Annotated in this window: 14 protein-coding genes and 1 pseudogene; 12 read left to right on the forward strand and 3 right to left on the reverse strand. The window is 65.8% G+C overall.

Annotated features, from left to right (window positions below; all coding sequences use genetic code 11):
- The first annotated feature begins 117 nt into the window (after positions 1-117).
- The 4 genes from QFZ33_RS01315 to treS all read left to right on the forward strand — a co-directional run bounded on the left by QFZ33_RS01315 (position 118) and on the right by treS (position 4,532).
- Positions 118-999 carry a LysR family transcriptional regulator gene (locus QFZ33_RS01315; protein ID WP_307024144.1) on the forward strand — a complete coding sequence of 294 codons (882 nt, stop codon included), beginning with the start codon at positions 118-120 and terminating at the stop codon, positions 997-999.
- Between the two features lie 275 nt (positions 1,000-1,274).
- On the forward strand, positions 1,275-1,550 hold the full coding sequence (locus tag QFZ33_RS01320; protein ID WP_307024145.1) for a hypothetical protein: 276 nt from the start codon (positions 1,275-1,277) through the stop codon (positions 1,548-1,550).
- A 117-nt stretch (positions 1,551-1,667) separates the two neighbouring features.
- Positions 1,668-1,991 (forward strand): hypothetical protein, encoded by a 324-nt coding sequence (locus tag QFZ33_RS01325; RefSeq protein ID WP_307024147.1) that lies wholly within the window; start codon positions 1,668-1,670, stop codon positions 1,989-1,991.
- A gap of 174 nt (positions 1,992-2,165) precedes the next feature.
- Entirely contained in the window at positions 2,166-4,532 is a 2,367-nt protein-coding gene (gene treS / locus QFZ33_RS01330; RefSeq protein ID WP_373427225.1) for a maltose alpha-D-glucosyltransferase, read from the forward strand.
- Here the strand turns inward: treS and QFZ33_RS01335 are convergent.
- Positions 4,478-5,608, reverse strand: a complete 1,131-nt coding sequence (locus QFZ33_RS01335) for a LacI family DNA-binding transcriptional regulator (RefSeq protein WP_307024150.1) — start codon at positions 5,606-5,608, stop codon at positions 4,478-4,480. The two genes, treS and QFZ33_RS01335, sit on opposite strands and share 55 nt — an antisense overlap.
- Positions 5,609-5,785: 177 nt before the next feature.
- Here QFZ33_RS01335 and QFZ33_RS01340 point away from each other — a divergent pair, with 177 nt between their 5' ends.
- The 6 genes from QFZ33_RS01340 (at position 5,786) to QFZ33_RS01365 (ending at position 13,118) form a co-directional block, all read left to right on the forward strand.
- Positions 5,786-6,652 carry an ABC transporter substrate-binding protein gene (locus tag QFZ33_RS01340; RefSeq protein ID WP_307024152.1) on the forward strand — a complete coding sequence of 289 codons (867 nt, stop codon included), beginning with the start codon at positions 5,786-5,788 and terminating at the stop codon, positions 6,650-6,652.
- 98 nt (positions 6,653-6,750) lie between these two features.
- On the forward strand, positions 6,751-7,539 hold the full coding sequence (locus QFZ33_RS01345; RefSeq protein ID WP_307024154.1) for an amino acid ABC transporter permease: 789 nt from the start codon (positions 6,751-6,753) through the stop codon (positions 7,537-7,539).
- Entirely contained in the window at positions 7,536-8,327 is a 792-nt protein-coding gene (locus tag QFZ33_RS01350) for an amino acid ABC transporter ATP-binding protein (protein ID WP_307024156.1), read from the forward strand. The genes QFZ33_RS01345 and QFZ33_RS01350 overlap by 4 nt, the downstream gene beginning before the upstream one ends.
- Entirely contained in the window at positions 8,327-9,370 is a 1,044-nt protein-coding gene (locus QFZ33_RS01355; protein WP_307024158.1) for a Gfo/Idh/MocA family protein, read from the forward strand. Before QFZ33_RS01350 ends, QFZ33_RS01355 begins: the two co-directional genes overlap by 1 nt.
- 108 nt (positions 9,371-9,478) lie before the next feature.
- Positions 9,479-10,597: an NAD(P)/FAD-dependent oxidoreductase gene (locus QFZ33_RS01360; protein WP_307024160.1), complete on the forward strand. Its 1,119-nt coding sequence runs from the start codon at positions 9,479-9,481 to the stop codon at positions 10,595-10,597.
- A gap of 250 nt (positions 10,598-10,847) precedes the next feature.
- Positions 10,848-13,118: a putative bifunctional diguanylate cyclase/phosphodiesterase gene (locus tag QFZ33_RS01365; RefSeq protein WP_307024162.1), complete on the forward strand. Its 2,271-nt coding sequence runs from the start codon at positions 10,848-10,850 to the stop codon at positions 13,116-13,118.
- A 55-nt stretch (positions 13,119-13,173) separates the two neighbouring features.
- Here the strand turns inward: QFZ33_RS01365 and QFZ33_RS01370 are convergent, their stop codons facing one another.
- Positions 13,174-13,758, reverse strand: a complete 585-nt coding sequence (locus QFZ33_RS01370; RefSeq protein ID WP_307024164.1) for a hypothetical protein — start codon at positions 13,756-13,758, stop codon at positions 13,174-13,176.
- Positions 13,759-13,830: 72 nt separating this feature from the next.
- Positions 13,831-14,523, reverse strand: coding sequence for a TetR/AcrR family transcriptional regulator (locus QFZ33_RS01375; protein ID WP_307024166.1), 693 nt, complete (start codon positions 14,521-14,523; stop codon positions 13,831-13,833).
- Positions 14,524-14,667: 144 nt separating this feature from the next.
- On the opposite strand from QFZ33_RS01375, the gene QFZ33_RS01380 reads away from it, so the two are divergent.
- Together QFZ33_RS01380 and QFZ33_RS01385 are read left to right on the forward strand one after the other, a co-directional pair.
- A complete protein-coding gene (locus tag QFZ33_RS01380; protein WP_307024168.1) occupies positions 14,668-16,110 on the forward strand; it encodes a flavin monoamine oxidase family protein in 1,443 nt (480 codons plus the stop codon).
- Between the two features lie 53 nt (positions 16,111-16,163).
- A pseudogene (locus QFZ33_RS01385) lies at positions 16,164-17,691 on the forward strand (APC family permease).
- The last annotated feature ends 41 nt before the right edge of the window (positions 17,692-17,732 follow it).

A 17,732-nucleotide genomic window follows, 5' to 3' on the forward strand; every position in this document is an offset into this window, starting at 1 on the left:
AGCGGAAATCGTTGGCCCGTGAGCTCCGTCACTTCATGGGCCGCTTATGCAGACTAGAGTCGTCGAGTTATGCATGTCCAAGTGCATCTCTGCATTGCGTGATACCCTGCAGGTATTATGTATTCGTTGGACCAGTTGCGGGGCTTCGTGGCCGTCGCGGAAGAATTGCACTTCGGCCGCGCCGCGGCCCGCCTGAACATGACGCAGCCGCCCTTGAGCCGGCAGATCCAGAAACTGGAAAAGGCCATCGGGGTGCAGCTGTTTGACCGCGACAACCGCGGGGTAGCGCTGACCACCGCCGGCACGGCCTTCCTGGCGGACGCGCTCAAGTTGCTCGAGCTCGCGGAGGCCGCCCCCAGCCTGGCACGTCGGATATCCGCCGGCTCCGCAGGCGCCGTTCGCATCGGATTCACCGCCGCCTCCACTTTCGGCCTGCTCGGAGCCCTCCTGAATGAAATTTCCGGGGCGCTGCCCGATGTGGAGATTGATCTTAAGGAGATGGTGACCAAGGACCAGACGGCAGCGCTCATCAACGGTGACATCGACCTTGGGCTGGCACGTCCGCCGTTTGACGACGAGCTGTTCGATTCCCGCTTGCTGTTTCGCGAACCGATCATGGTGGCAGTTCCGGCAGGTCACCACCTGACGGAACTTCACAGGCAGTTGACTGCTGAAGACCTGCATGGTGAGGACCTCATCATGCACTCACCCACGCAAGCGCGGTATTTCTACGATCTCGTGGTCAGCGTCGTGTCCTCGCACCGTACGTTCGTTCACACTGTCAGTCAGATTCTGACCATGATATTCCTCGTCGCCGCCGGTCGCGGGGTGGCGCTGGTACCCCAATCGGCAACGGTCCTGGGCATTGAAGGCGTTGAATACCTCGAGCTGGGGGGCTTCGATGTTGATCCGGTGGAGTTGCACGCCATCTGGGTGCGCAACTCCCGCAATCCCGCTCTGCACCGCGTTCTGGAAGCTATCAGCGATGCGGCGGACTAGCGGCTAGCCGGCAGACCGGTCCGTGAAGTACAGCACCGCAGACCGCTGCGGCTAGCTTCCGATTGGCAATATCAGGTCTGCATCATGCAATGCAAAAGGGATCTTGGACGCGCATCGCGGCGCCATATAAACGTCCCACCTGGCCCCGGCCTGCCGATCAGGCTGGCGCCGGGCGTGACGTCGGACTCTTTAACCGACCTCAAGGAATAGCCGCGACCGAAAAGACCTTCCTTTAAGCGGGCTCCGACAATCGGCTGCCTCGTGAAAGGACATCTTTGCCTACTGCCTTCATCCCGTTCACCATGTGCGCCACGGTCCGCGACGACCACAGTCGCTCCTTCCGCACCGACTTGGAGCGCCTCACTTCCACTCACCGTGGCTGGGCGCCGTTGGACATGGTCAAGTCGACCAATTCCAAGGCTCTCCTCCGCGGTGCGATCCCGCAGAGCGCTCATACTGCCACCGACGCGAGTCTTGCCCACTACCTCCAGACCCGGCTTGCCGCCGACACGGACATCCACCTGGACCTCACGGTGAGCATCCAGCGGTAAGGGACTTTCGCGCAGCCCCGGACCTTTGGGTCCGGGGCTTTTCTGTGCAGCGACACGAACGTTCCGGCAGGCATAAGCTAATACCAGAAGGTCGCTTCCAGCACCGGGGAGCTCATCGTGGACACTGAAACCGCCGACGTGATCGGTCATGACGTCACCACCATCACCTGCGTGTGCGGCAACACCGTCAGCAAGGACGGACTGATACAGGCCAACTCACAAGGCGTTCCCGTTTACGTCGGAGGAAACACCTCCATACCCGTGGGATTGGCGCAATGGCCCGTTGATGAGGATCTTTACACGCTCTGTCCCTCATGCGGCCGCGTGTACCGTGACACGACAATCGAAGAGACAGGGACCGCGCCCGTTGCTTTCCGGGTGGACGTCACCGTTAGTCCGATTGCAGAGGCAATCCGAGCCCACTGGGACCTCAGCACCTAGGCCCGACTGGCCCTGCTCAAAGAACCGCTGACGGCAATAGTCGATATTCCTGCGGCCGTCGGCATAGGGTGGGCGAAGCGGACAAGCGTGAATACTCTCGAAATGCCGGGGTACGGAAATACTTGAGAACACCCCGGGGGTGCCACGCAGCAACCACCGATAAAGGAGCAGTCTGTGCGGGAAGCAAGCTTCAACCAGAGCGTTTCAGCAGCCGACGAGTTTGACGGCGAGAGCATCGGATTCGGACCCGAGGCAGGAGCGGTCCCAGCCGACGAAGCGGCTCCGGCTGACTCAGCAGCCGAGGCGGCCGAAGCGCCGGAATTGGCCGAGGCGGCCGAAGCGCTGGAGGTCACCGAGGCGGCCGACATCACCTATGACGAGCAGTTCTATCCCGCCCGTCCCAAGGCGCTGAGGCCGATTGCCCGCCGCCGGCAGTTCTTCGCCGACCGCCCCTCGCTGGAATTCGATGGGCGCAACGCGGCCTATGTTGAGTGGCTGCGCAACCAGGCGATGCTGGGCGACGCGAACGTCATGGCGCGGCAGCTCTCAGGGCAGGCCAGCATGTGGCAGAACTCGTATGCCCATCCCAACCCGCGGGCGGCCGTGGAACGCGCCCCCGTCTGGTTTACCGCCTACCCCCTGTCCTTCATCACCCGTCCGGGCCAGTCCTTCCTCTCGGCTTTGGGAGATCCTGAGTTGTGGGATGCTTTCCGCGAGATCGGGATCAGGGGCCTGCACACCGGTCCGGTCAAGCTCGCCGGCGGCATCAGCGGCTGGTCCCAGACGCCGAGCGTAGACGGGCACTTCGACCGCATCAGCATGGCGATCGACCCGGTATTCGGCACCGAGGACGAATTCCGCAAGATGTGCGAGGTCGCGGCCGACCATGACGGCACGGTGATCGATGACATCGTTCCCGGCCACACGGGCAAGGGGGCCGACTTCCGCCTGGCCGAGATGAACTTCCGGGACTACCCCGGCATTTACCACATGATCGACATTCCGGAAGAGGACTGGCACCTGCTGCCGGACGTTCCCGAAGGCGAAGACTCGGTCAACATCAGCCCCGATGCGGAGCAGGCACTGCAGAAGGCCGGGTACATCATCGGCCGGCTGCAGCGCGTGATCTTCTATGAGCCCGGGGTCAAGGAGACCAACTGGAGCGCCACCCGCCCGATCGTGGACACGGCAGGGAAAACCAGGCGCTGGGTCTACCTCCACTACTTCAAGGCCGGCCAGCCGTCCATCAACTGGCTGGACCCGACCTTCGCAGGCATGCGCCTCGTGGTCGGTGACGCGCTGCACTCGCTGCTCGATCTGGGCACGGGTGCGCTGCGGCTGGACGCGAACGGGTTCCTGGGCGTGGAGAAGAGCGCAGAGGAGCAGCCGGGCTGGTCCGAGGGGCACCCGCTGTCCGAGGCGGCAAACCAGCTGATCGGGTCCATGATCCGCAAGGTGGGCGGGTTCTCCTTCCAGGAACTCAACCTGACCATCGACGACATCAAAGCCACCTCGGAGGCGGGCCCCGACCTTTCCTACGACTTCGTCACCAGGCCGGCCTACCACTACGCGCTGGTGACTGCCGATACGGAATTCCTGCGCCTGACCCTGCGGCTCGCCATGGAAATCGGCGTGGACCAGGCATCACTGGTCCATGCCCTGCAGAACCACGACGAACTGACCTACGAACTGGTCCATTTTGCCGCCGGCCACAGGGATGACGTCTTCGAACTTAACGGCCAGGAGCTCACCGGCGCCGAACTGGCAGAGCACGTCCAGCAAACCCTCCGGGAACGGCTGACTGGCCCGAACGCTCCGTATAATGCGTTGTTCACCACCAACGGCATCGCCTGCACGACGGCAAGCGTCATCATGGCCGCCCTGGGCATCCAGGACCCGGAAAACCTCACCGACGAACAACGGGCCCAGATCCTTGACGTCCACATCCTGCTGTCCATGTACAACGCGCTGCAGCCTGGCGTCTTTGCCCTGTCCGGCTGGGACCTCACCGGCATAGTCACCCTTGACCGTCAGAAAGTGCGGGAGCTTACCGCGCAGGGAGACACCCGCTGGATTAACCGGGGCGCACACGACATCATGGGCACCAGCCCCGAGGCGGAGGCCTCCTCCGCCGGGATGCCGCGTGCCCGCAGCCTCTACGGCCCGGTGCCCGAACAGCTCAAGGATCCGGCTTCCTTCGCCCGGCGCCTGCAGAAGATCCTCGCCGTGCGGGAACAGGCCGGAATTTCCACCAGCACCCTGCTGGATGTGCCGGAAGTTTCCCACCGCGGGCTGCTTGTTCTGGTCAACCGGCTGGGGGGCGGGGACCTGCAGGCCACCGTGCTCAACTTCTCCGGCCAGGACATCGCGGGCAGCATCCAGTCCACCCACCTTGTCCCCGGCAGCAGCGTCCACGACCTCTTCAGCGGCGAGGCCGTGGGGCAGGTCGATGACCTGCATAGCTTTTTCCTGGAATTGCCTGCTTATCAGGGCACCGCACTGGTCCTGAAGGAAGGCGAGAAGGACGACGACGCCGAGTGAGCCGGCTCTGAGCCCGGAAGCGGACCCACCGAGCCCCGGCGGACCAGGGTCGCACTGAACTCCGGCGCCGGGACCAGAGGCGGGCGTCCCTCGATCTGCCTGATCAGGGCGCTCGCCGCCGCGGCCCCCATGTCGTAGACGGGTTGCGCCACCACCGTCAGGGGTGGTGTGGTCAGGCGGGTCCAGGCGAAGTCGTCGTACATCAGGAACGACACGTCGTCCGGGATTCGTAGTCCCAACTCCTGGATGGCTTCCACCACGCTGAGGGCAATCAGGCCGTCGGAAGCCACGACGGCGGTGGCCGGGTCAGCACCCAGCAGCACCTCGCGAGTGAGGTTACGGACGGAGCCGGCATCGCCGGCGTTGAGCCGCACGAGGTCCTCCGGGAACTTGGACCCCGCGTCAGCAAAGGCCCGCCGCATCCCTTCCAGGCGGTCCGAGATCTGCGATGAATCCAGCCGCATTTCCGGCGAATACCCGGCGCCGGTGCGCAGCGTCGAGATGAAGGCGACCCTCCGGTGCCCGGCATCGAGAAGATAGCGGGTGGATTCGTACGAGATGGCAGCCATGTCGACCGCGACCGTCTCCACCGCCAGGCCGTCAGCCGAGCGGTCCAGCAGCACCAGCGGGCGGCCTGATTCCTGTACGCGCCGCAGGTGCTGCGTTTCCACCGACGACGCCGGCGCGACGATCAGGCCGTCAACCCGCTTGTCGAGCAGCACGCCTACAGCATCCACTTCGGCCGCGGTGTTCTCGTCCGTATTGACCAGGATGACGTTGAACCCGCACTTCTTGGCGGTGTCCGTGATGCCCCTGGTGGCCAGGCCGAAATGCGGGTTCTCGATGTCGCCCACCACCACGCCGATGGTGTGGGATTTCCCCGTGTTCATGCTGCGGGCCAGCTCGTTGGGCCGGTACTCCAGCTCTTCCGCCGCGGCGAGAACCCGCTCACGGACGTCGTCGCTGACGGCCCCATAGTTGCCCAAGGCACGGGCGGCCTGGGCCTTGGACACTTGGGCAGCTTTTGCGACGTCGGCAACTGTTACGTCCCGCCGTCTTGCTCCGTCACTGCTCATGTTCACCTTTCAGAGGGGCTGTTGACGCGGCCTGTGAGTTCCGCTACATTTCTAGCAATCGATGTGAGTCCGGTCTCAATCGTAGGGACTGAGACCGGACTCAGCAAGAGCTTCATCGACCAAATCCTTTGGCGGCCCCTGACAGCACCGCTTTCCCTCCCACGATTGGACAACGCTGTGATCAAACTGAACTTCCGCCCGGCAGCGGTGGCTGCGGCAACCCTGGCGGCCCTCCTTGCCCTTTCGGGCTGCGGCGGGTCATCCTCCGCAACCTCCAGCCCGGCCGAGAATCCGTACGGACTGATTGAACCGGGCACCATCCGGGTGGCAAGCCTGGGTGACTCAAAGCCGTACACCTTCACCGACGCGCAGGGTAACTTCACCGGCTTCGACGTCGAACTGTTCAAGGACGTGGCACACCGCGCCGGCGTAGACAAAGTGGTCTTCACCGGTCAGGACTTCTCCGGTCTGCTCTCCGCCGTGGCCAACGGCCAGTTCGACGTCGGCGTCGCCGCGATCGGCATCACGGACAAGCGCAAGGAAACCGTGGACTTCTCCAGCGGCTACCTCGCGGGCTACCTGACCGTTATCACCACCAAGAACTCGGGCATCAAGGACGTCGACGGCCTCAACGGAAAGCGCCTGGGCGTGGTCCAGGGAACGCTGCAGGAAGCGTACGCCGTCAAGAACTTCACCTCGGCCAACCTGGTGCGCTTCCCGGACAACAACACCGCCATCGCTGCCGTCAACAGCGGTTCCGTGGACGCCCACTTCCTCGACTACGAGGCTGCCAAGGCCTACCAGGAGCAGTACGGCCTGATCAGCGCGGCTGACATCCCGTCCTTCGACGCCCCCGCAGGCTTCGCCATCGCCAAGGACAAGCCGGCCTTCAAGGAAGCGTTGGACAAGGGCCTCGCCGCAGCGATGGAAGACGGCACCTGGAAGAAGCTGTACCAGAAGTGGTTCCCGGGCTCCCCGATGCCGGAGCAGTACCTGCCCAAGGCCGAGCAGGCCGCCACCCCGGCGCCGACCGCAAGCAAGTAAGCGGCAGCCGGACCGGCACAGCGCCGTTCCCGCCGGGCGGGCTGCTCCCGCAGCCCGCCCGGCACCCGAATCAAACAACTAACGTCTGAGAGCAATCAATGGACTGGCTCAACATCATCGGCCGTACCTTCTTCGACTTTGAAGCAATGCTCGAGGTGCTGCCCCAACTCCTCGGGGTTGGCCTTCTGAACACGCTGATCATCTCTGTCGCCGCGACCATCCTCGGCGTGGTGCTGGGCATGGTGGTGGCGGTCATGGGCATCTCGCGGTCCCGCTGGCTGCGCATTCCTGCCCGGATCTACACCGACCTCTTCCGCGGCCTGCCGGCCATCCTCACTATCCTGCTGATCGGCCAGGGCTTCGCCCGGTTCAGCCAGTCGATCTTCGGCCCCTCGCCGTACCCGCTGGGAATCATCGCGCTGAGCCTCATCGCCAGCGCCTACATCGGCGAAATCTTCCGCGCCGGCATCCTCAGCGTGGACAAGGGCCAGGGCGAGGCGTGCCGCGCGCTGGGCATGAGCTACGCCAAGTCGATGGCCCTGGTGGTGGTCCCGCAGGGCGTCCGCCGCGTTCTGCCGGCCCTGGTGAACCAGTTCATCGCCATCGTCAAGGATTCCTCCCTGGTCTACTTCCTTGGCCTGCTGGTCAGCGAACGCGAACTGTTCCGCGTGGGCCAGGACGCCGCCGTGCTCTCCGGTAACCTCTCACCCCTGGTCATGGCCGGCATCTTCTACCTGGTGATTACCGTGCCCCTGACCCACCTGGTCAACTACTTCGACAACAGGTTCCGCACCGGCCGCCGCCGGCCCGCCCCGCCCACGTCCGGCCTGAAGGAAGTCACCGAACTCGACGCGGCCTCGCCGCTCACCACCGGGAGCAACACATGAACCTCACAAGCGCCAACACCAGCACCAGCGCCGGCAAGGCCGCCCCGGACATCGAGACGTTCCACGGCTCCAGCCTGGAGCTGCGAAACCTGACCATGGCCTACGGCGACATCGAGGTGCTCCGCAACGTCAGCCTCAGTGTCGCACCAGGCACCACCACCTGCATCATCGGGCCCTCGGGCTCGGGCAAGTCCACGCTGCTGCGCGGCGTCAACCGGCTGCACGAACCCAAGAGCGGCGACGTGCTGCTGGCCGGTGAAAGCGCCCTGCAGGTCAAGCCGGACACCCTCCGCCGCCGGATCGGCATGGTGTTCCAGCACTTCAACCTCTTTCCGGACCACACCGCACTGGAAAATGTGGCGCTGGCCCTCTGGAGCGTCAAGGGCATGCCCAAGGCCGACGCCATGGAGCGCGCACGCCGCCGGCTGGCTGAGGTGGGCCTGGCCGAGCGGGCCGACCACCGGCCCCGCGACCTGTCCGGCGGCCAGCAGCAGCGCGTGGCCATCGCCCGTGCGCTGGCCATGGAACCCGAGGTAATGCTGTTCGACGAAGCCACCAGCGCCCTGGACCCGGAACTGGTCAAAGGCGTCCTGAACCTGATGGCCGGGCTCGGCCGGCGCGGCATGACCATGCTGGTAGTCACCCACGAGATGGGCTTCGCCCGCAAGGTCGCTGACCAGGTGGTCTTCATGGACGAAGGCGAAGTCGTGGAAGCCGGAACCCCGGCCGAACTGTTCGACAACCCGCGCAGCGAACGCCTGCAGCGTTTCCTCTCGGAGGTGCTGTGATGGGGAACGGTACAGCGGCACCCGTCCGGACCGCCGTCGTCGGTTTTGGAATCTCCGGCAAGGTTTTCCACGCCCCGCTGCTCGCGGCGGATCCGCATTACTCGCTGGACGTGATCGTGACGGCGGATCCGGCGCGTGCCGCCGAGGCGGCCCGGCTTTACCCGCAGGCGCGGATCGTTCCGACGCCGGAGGCGATGTTCGCCCAGGCCGGCGACCTGGATCTGGTGGTCCTGGGCACTCCACCGCACACCCATTTCGACCTGGCGGCCACAGCCATTGCCCACGGCCTCCACGTGGTGGTGGACAAGCCCTTCGTGCCCACCTCCGCTCAGGGGGTGGAACTGATCGCCTTGGCGTCCGACGGCGGGGTGCAGCTCACGGTGTTCCAGAACCGACGGTGGGACGCCGACTTCCTGACCCTGCAGAAGCTGCTTCGATCGGGGGCTGTGGGCGAGGTGCGCACCTTCGAATCACGGTTCGAATGGTGGCGGCCGGAGGGCTTTGGAAACTGGCGCGACAGCGTCTCGCTTGCCCAGGGCGGCGGAATCCTCCACGACCTCGGCGCGCACCTGATCGACCAGGCCATCCAGCTGTTCGGGCCGGTTGAAAAGAGCTACGGCGAGACTGCCAGCCGCGGATCCGATCCAGGAGCCGCCGACACGGAAGCGTTTGTCTCCCTGCTTCACGGATCCGGCGTCCGCACCAGGCTGTGGATGAACGGGATGGCAGCACAGGTGGGCCCGCGCTTCCACGTCCTCGGCTCCGAAGCCGGCTACACGAAGTGGGGCCTGGACGGCCAGGAGCCAGCGCTCGCGGCCGGCGTGACGCCGTCGGATCCCGCCTACGGCATCGATCCCCAGGAGTCTTGGGGACTTTTGGGCGTGGATGGTGCCGCCGATCCCGTTCCCTCAGAGCGGGGCGCGTACCCCGAGTTCTACGTTCAGCTCGCCGCCGCCCTCCAAGGGGAGGGGCCGGTGCCCGTCAATCCGTCAGAGCCGCTCGAAGTCCTCAAAGTTATCGAGGGCATCCACGCGCTGGCCTGAGCCTTAGCGCCAGCCATCACTCCTGCCGTGACTCGCCGCCCCATCCTTTCCGGACGCGGCTTCGCGTCCCTATCAACCGTGTCCAAAATGCATAGAAAGGGAGAACTCATGTCCTCCACCGCCACCAAGCACGTCGCCATCATCGGCGGCGGCATCCTGGGCGTCTCCACGGCTGTCCACCTGCTCCGGGAAGGCGCATCCGTGACGCTGCTGACCGAGCGCGGCCTGGCCAGCGAAGCCACCGGCCGTTCGCTCTCCTGGCTCAACTCCGCCGGTGAACGGTCCACGCCCTACCACCAGCTCCGCCTCGCCGGCGTGGACCGGTACCGCACGCTCTTCGCTTCCGATCCCAGCCGGGAGTGGCTGCAGTTCGGCGGCGGGCTGATGTGGAACGCCGCCGGGCAGCGGGAGATCACCGAGGCCCGGCACGCCTACGAGAAATCCATCGGCTACGACTCGAAGCTGCTGGCGCCGGAAGGCATTGCGGCGTTCACGCCCGGCATCGATGCGGGTGCTGTTCCTGAAAACGCCATCTTCAACCCGGGTGAGGGCTGGGTCAGCCTGCCGGACCTGGTGGACTTCCTGATGGAGGAGTTCCACGAGCGCGGCGGCCGGCTGGTGTTGAACGCCGGCAGGTCCTCCGTGGTGGTCGACGGCGGCCGGGCCGTGGGCGTTGAAACAGCGCCTGGCGAGACGTACGACGCCGACGCGGTACTGGTGGCGTGCGGTGCGGCGACACCCGCCGTCGTCGCGCCCCTCGGCGTTGACATCCCCAATGGTTCCCCGGTGTCCATGCTGGTGCTGACCAAGCCGGTGGAGCACGACGTGCGGGCCGTGATGAACACGCTGCGGGCGGCCGTGCGCCCCAACCCGGGCGGCACCTTTGCCTTGGACCACGACTGGTACGAGGAACACATCACGGAGCACGGGGACGGTTCGTTCAGCATCCCGGACGACGTGGTCCAGGAACTCGCCGACGAGGCCTCCAGGCTCATTGCCGGCAACCCTGAGCTGAAGCCCGCGAGCTGGAAGATCGGCTACAAGCCCATTCCGGGCGACGGCGAGCCGGTGCTGGGCGAACTTGGCCAGGTGCCCGGCTGCTTCGTGGCGTTCACCCACTCCGGAGCCACCTTGGGGCTCGTTGTGGGCGAACTCCTTGCCGGCGAAATCCTGAGCGGCGGCAGGCACCCCATGTTGTCCACGTTCCGTCCGGCCCGGTTTTCCTGACAGGCCTGTTTCCCTGAAATGGGGAAGCGGAAGCCCCGCACCGTCCGTGAAAGGGCGGTGCGGGGCTTCTTTGGCGAATCCCCCGGGTATCTGGGGTCCCGGGGTGCTTCCCTAAAGCTACCGGCCGGTAACCAGAAGTCAAGAGGCGGTCACAATCACGAGACGGCTACCGGATGAACCCTGCCCGTGCCGTACGATACGAGTCACATGCGGTTGCTTTGTACACGCTGGGGGGCGGATGAAAACAGGCGTGATTCCAAACGGCCATCCACTGGGCCACGGGAAGGGTACGCGGCGCACCCTGTTGTGGCTCATGTGGGTGTTGCTGGGCCTGTATCTGGGTGGCTTGCTGCTGGACCGCGACGGGTTCAGCCCGCTTGTGAACGTCTGGATCGGCGTGCCAGCGGCGTGGGCGCCCGCGGCTGTGGCCTGGCTGGCGGCCTACCGCGCCAAGGACCACTGGGCACTCGCCCTGGTAGCGATGGCGTTGTCTGCGTTTGCGGCGGGGAGCACCTACTACGTGGCCGCGCTCGCGGGGGCCAGATCGCTGCCCTTCCCGTCGCCTGCGGATACTGGCTACCTGCTGTTCTACCCGCTCGCCCTTGGCGGATTGTTCGTCTATTTGCTCCCGCTGCGCCAGCGGCTGGCGCGCTCCGTGCTGCTGGACGCCGTCGTCGGCTCACTCGGCGCCGCCTCCGTCCTGGTGGTTCTGCTCAGCCCGCTGCTGTCGGCCGCCGGCGGGTTTTCCTCACTGGCTACGGCCGTGGCGGTGGCCTACCCTCTCCTGGATCTCATCGTTCTGGCCGTGACCGCCGGAATGGCGGCAGTACCGGGCCTTGCCACGGGCCGTAGCGGGGCAACTCTGATGCTGGGGCTCATGGTGTTCGCCGCCGCTGACGTTGTCTACGCCTCCAGGCTGGCCACCGACACCTACGTCCTCGGCACGCCCCTGGATGCCGGCTGGACAGCGGGTTTGTGTCTAATTGCAGCCTGGGCGGACGGGTTCGGCCGGCAGGAGGAAAAAGCCCAGGGTGCCAGTGAAGGCTCATGGACCCCGGCCGTTCCGATGGTTGCCACCGCCGCCGGGATCGGCGTCCTGATCGTGGGCACCGGGATCCCGGTGCCGGAACTCGCCGTGGGGCTTGCTGCGGCCACCTTGGTGTCAGCGGGCATCCGGACCCAGTTGGCCTTCCGCCAGCTGGTTACCCTCGCCGAGGTGCGCCGGCAGTCCAGGACGGATGAACTAACGGGGCTGCCGAACCGGCGGGCGCTGTACACCGACGCTCCTGCCGTGCTCGAGGCGCGGCAGGGTGCACCGTGCGCCTTCCTCTTGCTGGACGCGGACAGATTCAAGGAAATCAACGACAGCCTGGGCCACGACGTCGGGGACCGGCTGCTGGTCCAGGTCAGCGAACGGCTCCGCCGGTGCCTGGGCCCCGATGACCTGATAGCCCGGCTGGGCGGGGACGAATTCGCCATCCTCCTCCTTGATGCCGGCGAGCATGAGGCCCTGCAGCTCGCCGACCGGCTACGGGCTGCCCTGAGTGAGCCCCTCACGCTGAGGGGCATTGCCCTTCAGGTCGGTGTCAGCGTCGGCATCGCCCTGTTCCCGGAACAGGGGGAGGACCTGAAGACGCTGCTGCGCAAGGCGGACACGGCCATGTACCGGGCCAAAACCTCGCGCAGCGGCAGGCACGTGTACGCCAGCGAGGACCACAGTCCGGGGGAAGAGCGGCTGAGGATGCTCCAGGAGCTTCGCGCCGCTCTCATCGAGGACCAGCTCGTGCTGCATTACCAGCCCAAGGTGGACGCGCTCACCGGGGAACCTAAGGGCGTGGAGGCACTGGTCCGCTGGAACCATCCCCGGCACGGACTGCTGGCCCCCGGTTCGTTTCTTCTGCTGGCGGAGGAGGGCGGACTCATGAACGCCCTGAATGACCGCGTGCTCACCCTGGCCCTGGACCAGGCAGTCATCTGGCATTCGCAGGGCAGGCCAATGACCGTGGCTGCAAACCTCTCGGCCAGCTCACTCATCGACGCAGAGCTGCCGAACCGGATTGCCGCCATGATCAAGGAGCGGGGCCTCGCGGAGTCGGCGCTGATGGTCGAGATCACCGAGGATTTCATGATGCCAGACCGGGCCCGCGCCAGGGATATCCTGTCCGGATTGCAGTCCCGCGGCATACGGGTGGCCATTGACGACTTCGGCACGGGCTACAGCTCACTGGCCTACCTCCGGGACCTGCCCATCAATGAGCTGAAGCTTGACCGCTCCTTCATCGTTTCGATGACCGAGGACCCGCGGGCTGCGGCCCTGGTGGCCTCAACCATCAACCTCGCGCACAGCCTTGGCCTGACGGTGGTCGCCGAAGGTGTGGAGGACGGAGGTGCATTGGACCAGCTGGGCAGTTACGGCTGCGACCAGGCGCAGGGGTTCCATATCCTTCGCCCGGTACCTGCCGCCGAGCTGGACGACTGGTTCACCGTGTCCGCGCTGAACAGCGGGCTGCCCGCGGCGTGACGCGCTCAGCCGCCCGTTGGCGGGTGCGGTGGTGGGCGCGCCGCAGCACGTGTTGTCAGGCCAGGATTCTCTTATGGAAGAACACGAGGTAGTCGCCCGCGGCGTCCTCGAACCCGAAGTCCTTCCAGTACGCCCGCAGCGCCGCTTTGGCCTCCTCGTATTCCGGGGAGTCCGCCGGCGGGGACCCCTCGCCGTGCGCCGGCGCGGCATGGACCACCACCAGGTTCACGGACCGGCCCACGGTTTCGACGATGGCGTTCAGCACCGAGTAGCCGGTCCTCCCACCGCGATACTCCGGGAAGATCTCGAGCGAGGAGACGATCATCAGGTCCCCGCCGTCCTGCAGGTACTCCCTGATCAGGTCCGGACGGTCCGTGGTGAGCATTTCAGCGGCCTTGGCCATCTCCTGGTCCGCTTTGCCGGTGGTGAGGAAGAGGTTGATCATGCCGGCTTTGGGAACAACTTGGACGACGGCGCTCCCGAGCTGCCGCTTCTCGTCACCGGCGGGCGTGGGCAGCGGGCAGCTCACCGCGACTTCCCAGCGCAGCGGATAGTCCGAGGGTTCATGCTCCAGCCCGGGCGTGCCGCGGTACCGGAGCTTGTACTCAAAGAACAGCGATTCCGGGTCGATTACGGTCATGGCGCCGTCCTTGAGCTCGCAACGTTGCGTATTAAGGAATTTTAGTCGCCTTGGACGGTGTGAGAAATGGGATCAGCCCCGCAGGGCGCCCAGCCCGCCGATCAGTGCCTCGAGGCCAAGGCTGAAGGCGACGTCGGCCGTCCGTTCATGCCCCTGCTCGGCCAGGCTCCGGACGGCACCCGTGAAGCTGGGTGTCGCCTCCGCCATGGTTCCGGGATCAAAGATGTCCGCCGGCGCCGTGACGTCGTAGGCCGATCCGAAAATGAAGGATTCCAGCGCGACGATGGAGGATACGATCCGCTCCTCGGGAAAACCTGCATCGCGGAAGCCGGCGCTGACCGTTTCATACATGGCCAGGGTCTGCGGTGCGTCGGTCACGGGCAGTACGGCAATGACCGGTATCAGCGGGGTGTGCTGGGAGAACACGTCGCGGTAGCTCCAGGCCCACGTCCGGACGGCATCCTCCCATGGGCCGGCACCGAAGGCCGAGACGTCCACGAGGGAGGCGAGATGGTCCTCCAGCAGCAGGAGCACGTCCCGCTTGGATTTCACATGGTTGTAAAGGGCCGACGGCGCGACGTTCAGCGAGCGGGCCAGTGCGGCCATGGTCAGGCCGTCGTAACCCTTCTTCTCGATCAGCCGCAGCGCGGCTTCCGTGATGCCCGCCTTGTCCAGCACGCCTCCCACAGGGCGTCCGGCGCGGCGCCGGCTGCCCTGCCCGGCTGCCGCTGAACCGGCTGGTGCTACGGCTGGTGATGCCGGCATGGCTGACCTTTCTGCGGGTGAACGTCCTTCGCATTATTCCATCAGCCTCTTCCGCTCCCTCGCCAAAGGCTCTATAGTTCTTATAAATGAATGGGATTCATTTAGTGGTTCGCATCACTTACGCGGCCACCGAGAAAGGACATCATGCTGAATCTTGACCGCGATGTAGTGATCGTAGGCGCCGGCCCCTCCGGCCTCACCGCCGCCCGCGAATTGAAAAAGGCGGGCCTGACCGTCGCCGTGCTGGAAGCCCGTGACCGCGTGGGTGGCCGGACCTGGACCGACACCGTGGACGGAGCCATGCTTGAGATCGGCGGCCAGTGGGTATCGCCGGACCAGACCGCACTGCTGGCCCTGCTGGACGAACTCGGCCTGAAAACGTACTCCCGCTACCGGGAAGGGGAGTCCGTCTACATCGGGGCGGACGGCACGCCGGTCCGGTACGCCGGCGACATGTTCCCGGTCAGCGCCACCACGGCTGCCGAGATGGACAAGCTCATCGCACTGCTGGACGAGCTGGCGGCCGAGATCGGCCCCACCGAACCCTGGGCGCACCCCAAGGCGCGGGAGCTGGACACCATCTCCTTCCACCACTGGCTCCGCCTGAACTCCCCGGACGAGGAAGCCTGCAACAACATCGGGCTCTTCATCGCCGGCGGCATGCTCACCAAGCCGGCCCACTCCTTCTCCGCCCTGCAGGCCGTACTGATGGCCGCCTCTGCGGGCTCCTTCACCCACCTCACGGATGAGGACTTCATCCTGGACAAGCGGGTTATCGGCGGGATGCAGCAGGTCTCCCTGCTGCAGGCAGCGGAACTGGGGGCCGACGTCGTCCTTAACAGCCCGGTGCGCGCCATCCGTTGGGAGGCCGACGGCGGCAGCGGCCACAGCGTCACTGTTGTGTCAGACCGGGCCGCGGTGAACGCGCGCTTCGTGATCATGGCCGTGCCGCCCAACCTCTACTCCCGCGTCTCCTTCAACCCGCCGCTGCCCCGCCGCCAGCACCAGATGCACCAGCACCAGTCGCTGGGCCTGGTCATCAAGGTGCACGCCGTCTACAGCACGCCCTTCTGGCGCGAGGACGGGCTCTCCGGCACCGGGTTCGGCGCAGGCTCGCTGGTCCAGGAGGTCTACGACAACACCAACCACGGCGACACCCGCGGAACGCTCGTAGGCTTCATCTCCGACGAGAAGGCCGACGCCGTCTTCGAGTTGAGTGCCGACGAGCGCCGCCGCGCCGTCCTGGAGTCGATCGCCGGCTTCCTGGGGGACAAGGCCCTCGAGCCTGAGGTGTACTACGAATCCGACTGGGGCTCGGAGGAGTGGACGCGCGGCGCCTACGCCTCCAGCTACGACCTCGGCGGGCTGCACCGCTACGGCAAGGACCAGCACGCAGCCGTTGGCCCCATCTACTGGTGCTCCTCTGACCTCGCCGCCGAAGGCTACCAGCACGTGGACGGGGCGGTCCGCATGGGCCAGTCCACCGCAGCCCGAATCGCACAGGCTGCACGCCCAGCCGAAGCACAAAGCCACCCTGAACTGGCCGGTGCACCTGAACTTGCGAACGCAACGGCCGCCGTCGGCTGACCGGCACAGCGGTTCCCATCCCCATTCGACGATGAATGACAAGAGGCAATTACATGAGTACAGAAGCCGCCGTTAGCCAGGGCACGCAGAAAAGCCTGAGTGAAAAGGGCCTGAAGGCCGGATCCGTCGGGCTGATCGGGGCCGTGGTGATCGGAGTGTCCTGCATCGCGCCGGCGTACACACTCACCGCGGCCCTCGGCCCCACTGTGTCCGAGGTGGGCGTGCACCTGCCGGCGGTCTTCCTGGTGGGATTCATTCCCATGCTGCTGGTGGCGCTGGGCTACCGGGAGCTGAACAACGCAATGCCCGACGCCGGAACCTCCTTCACGTGGGCAACGCGCGCCTTTGGCCCGTGGATCGGCTGGATGGGAGGGTGGGGGCTGATCGCCGCCACCATCATCGTGCTGTCCAACCTGGCGGCGGTCGCCGTCGACTTCTTCTACCTGATGCTCGCCCAGCTGCTCGGCAATCCCGGGATCGCTGAGCTGACCACGGACCTGCCGCTGAACATCGCCACCACCCTGGTGTTCATCGCGGCGGCGTGCTGGATCTCCTACCGCGGCATGGAAGCCACCAAGGGCGTCCAGTACGTCCTGGTGGGGTTCCAGCTGCTGGTGCTGGGGTGGTTCGCCGTCTCCGCGTTCGTGCACGTGGCCAACGGAACCGCCTTCGACGCGACGGCCATCTCGCCGGACTGGTTCAACCCCTTTGCCGTGGACTCCTTCTCCGCCTTCGCGGCCGGGGTGTCACTGTCGATCTTCATCTACTGGGGCTGGGACGTGACCCTGACCATGAACGAGGAGACGCGGAACCCGGAGAAGACCCCCGGGCGGGCGGCGACCGTGACCGTCGTCGTGATCATGGCCATCTACATGACGGCCGCGCTGGCCACCCTGTCCTTCGCGGGCGTGGGGGAGACGGGCCTGGGCACCGGCAATCCGGACAACCAGTCCAGTATCTTTGCGGTCCTGTCCGGGCCGGTCATGGGGCCGTTCGCCATCCTGATGTCTTTGGCCATCCTGAGCAGTTCCGCGGCGTCGCTGCAGTCCACGTTCGTCTCCCCGGCCCGGACGCTGCTGGCCATGGGCCACTACAAAGCCCTGCCCGGGAAGTTCGGCAAGGTCAGCCCCACCTTCAAGTCACCGAGCTACGCCACGATTGCGGCGGCTGTTGCCGCGGCGGCGTTCTACGTCATCACCCGGACCACGTCCGAGAATGCCCTGTGGGACACCATCACGGCGCTGGGCATGATGATCTGCTTCTACTACGGGATCACGGCGCTCGCGTGTGTCTGGTTTTTTCCGGGCCGTGGCGTTCAGCAGCGCCCGGGCATTCCTCTTCAAGTTCCTGGCTCCCCTGCTGGGCGGGGTGATCCTGCTGGTGATGTTCGTCAAGACGGCGTACGACTCCATGGACCCGGAGTACGGTTCCGGTTCGTCGGTGGGCGGCGTGGGCATGGTGTTCATCCTGGGCATGGGCGTCATCCTGCTCGGCGTGGTCACGATGCTGGTGATGGCCCGCATCCGGCCGGAGTTCTTCAAGGGCAAGGTGCTGGCGCAGGGGGCTCTGACTGGAAACTAAGTACGCTTACCAATAGGGTGGCTGTTAGGGCATGGACCCGG

The organism is Arthrobacter globiformis (assembly GCF_030815865.1).
Taxonomy (GTDB): domain Bacteria; phylum Actinomycetota; class Actinomycetes; order Actinomycetales; family Micrococcaceae; genus Arthrobacter; species Arthrobacter globiformis_B.

Coding starts and splice junctions, on each gene's coding strand:
- QFZ33_RS01315 (WP_307024144.1), top strand. CDS start 118: ATGTATTCGTTGGACCAGTTGCGGGGCTTCGTGGCCGTCGCGGAAGAA.
- QFZ33_RS01335 (WP_307024150.1), bottom strand. CDS start 5,608: ATGAGCAGTGACGGAGCAAGACGGCGGGACGTAACAGTTGCCGACGTC.
- QFZ33_RS01345 (WP_307024154.1), top strand. CDS start 6,751: ATGGACTGGCTCAACATCATCGGCCGTACCTTCTTCGACTTTGAAGCA.
- QFZ33_RS01350 (WP_307024156.1), top strand. CDS start 7,536: ATGAACCTCACAAGCGCCAACACCAGCACCAGCGCCGGCAAGGCCGCC.
- QFZ33_RS01355 (WP_307024158.1), top strand. CDS start 8,327: ATGGGGAACGGTACAGCGGCACCCGTCCGGACCGCCGTCGTCGGTTTT.
- QFZ33_RS01360 (WP_307024160.1), top strand. CDS start 9,479: ATGTCCTCCACCGCCACCAAGCACGTCGCCATCATCGGCGGCGGCATC.
- QFZ33_RS01370 (WP_307024164.1), bottom strand. CDS start 13,758: ATGACCGTAATCGACCCGGAATCGCTGTTCTTTGAGTACAAGCTCCGG.
- QFZ33_RS01375 (WP_307024166.1), bottom strand. CDS start 14,523: ATGCCGGCATCACCAGCCGTAGCACCAGCCGGTTCAGCGGCAGCCGGG.
- QFZ33_RS01380 (WP_307024168.1), top strand. CDS start 14,668: ATGCTGAATCTTGACCGCGATGTAGTGATCGTAGGCGCCGGCCCCTCC.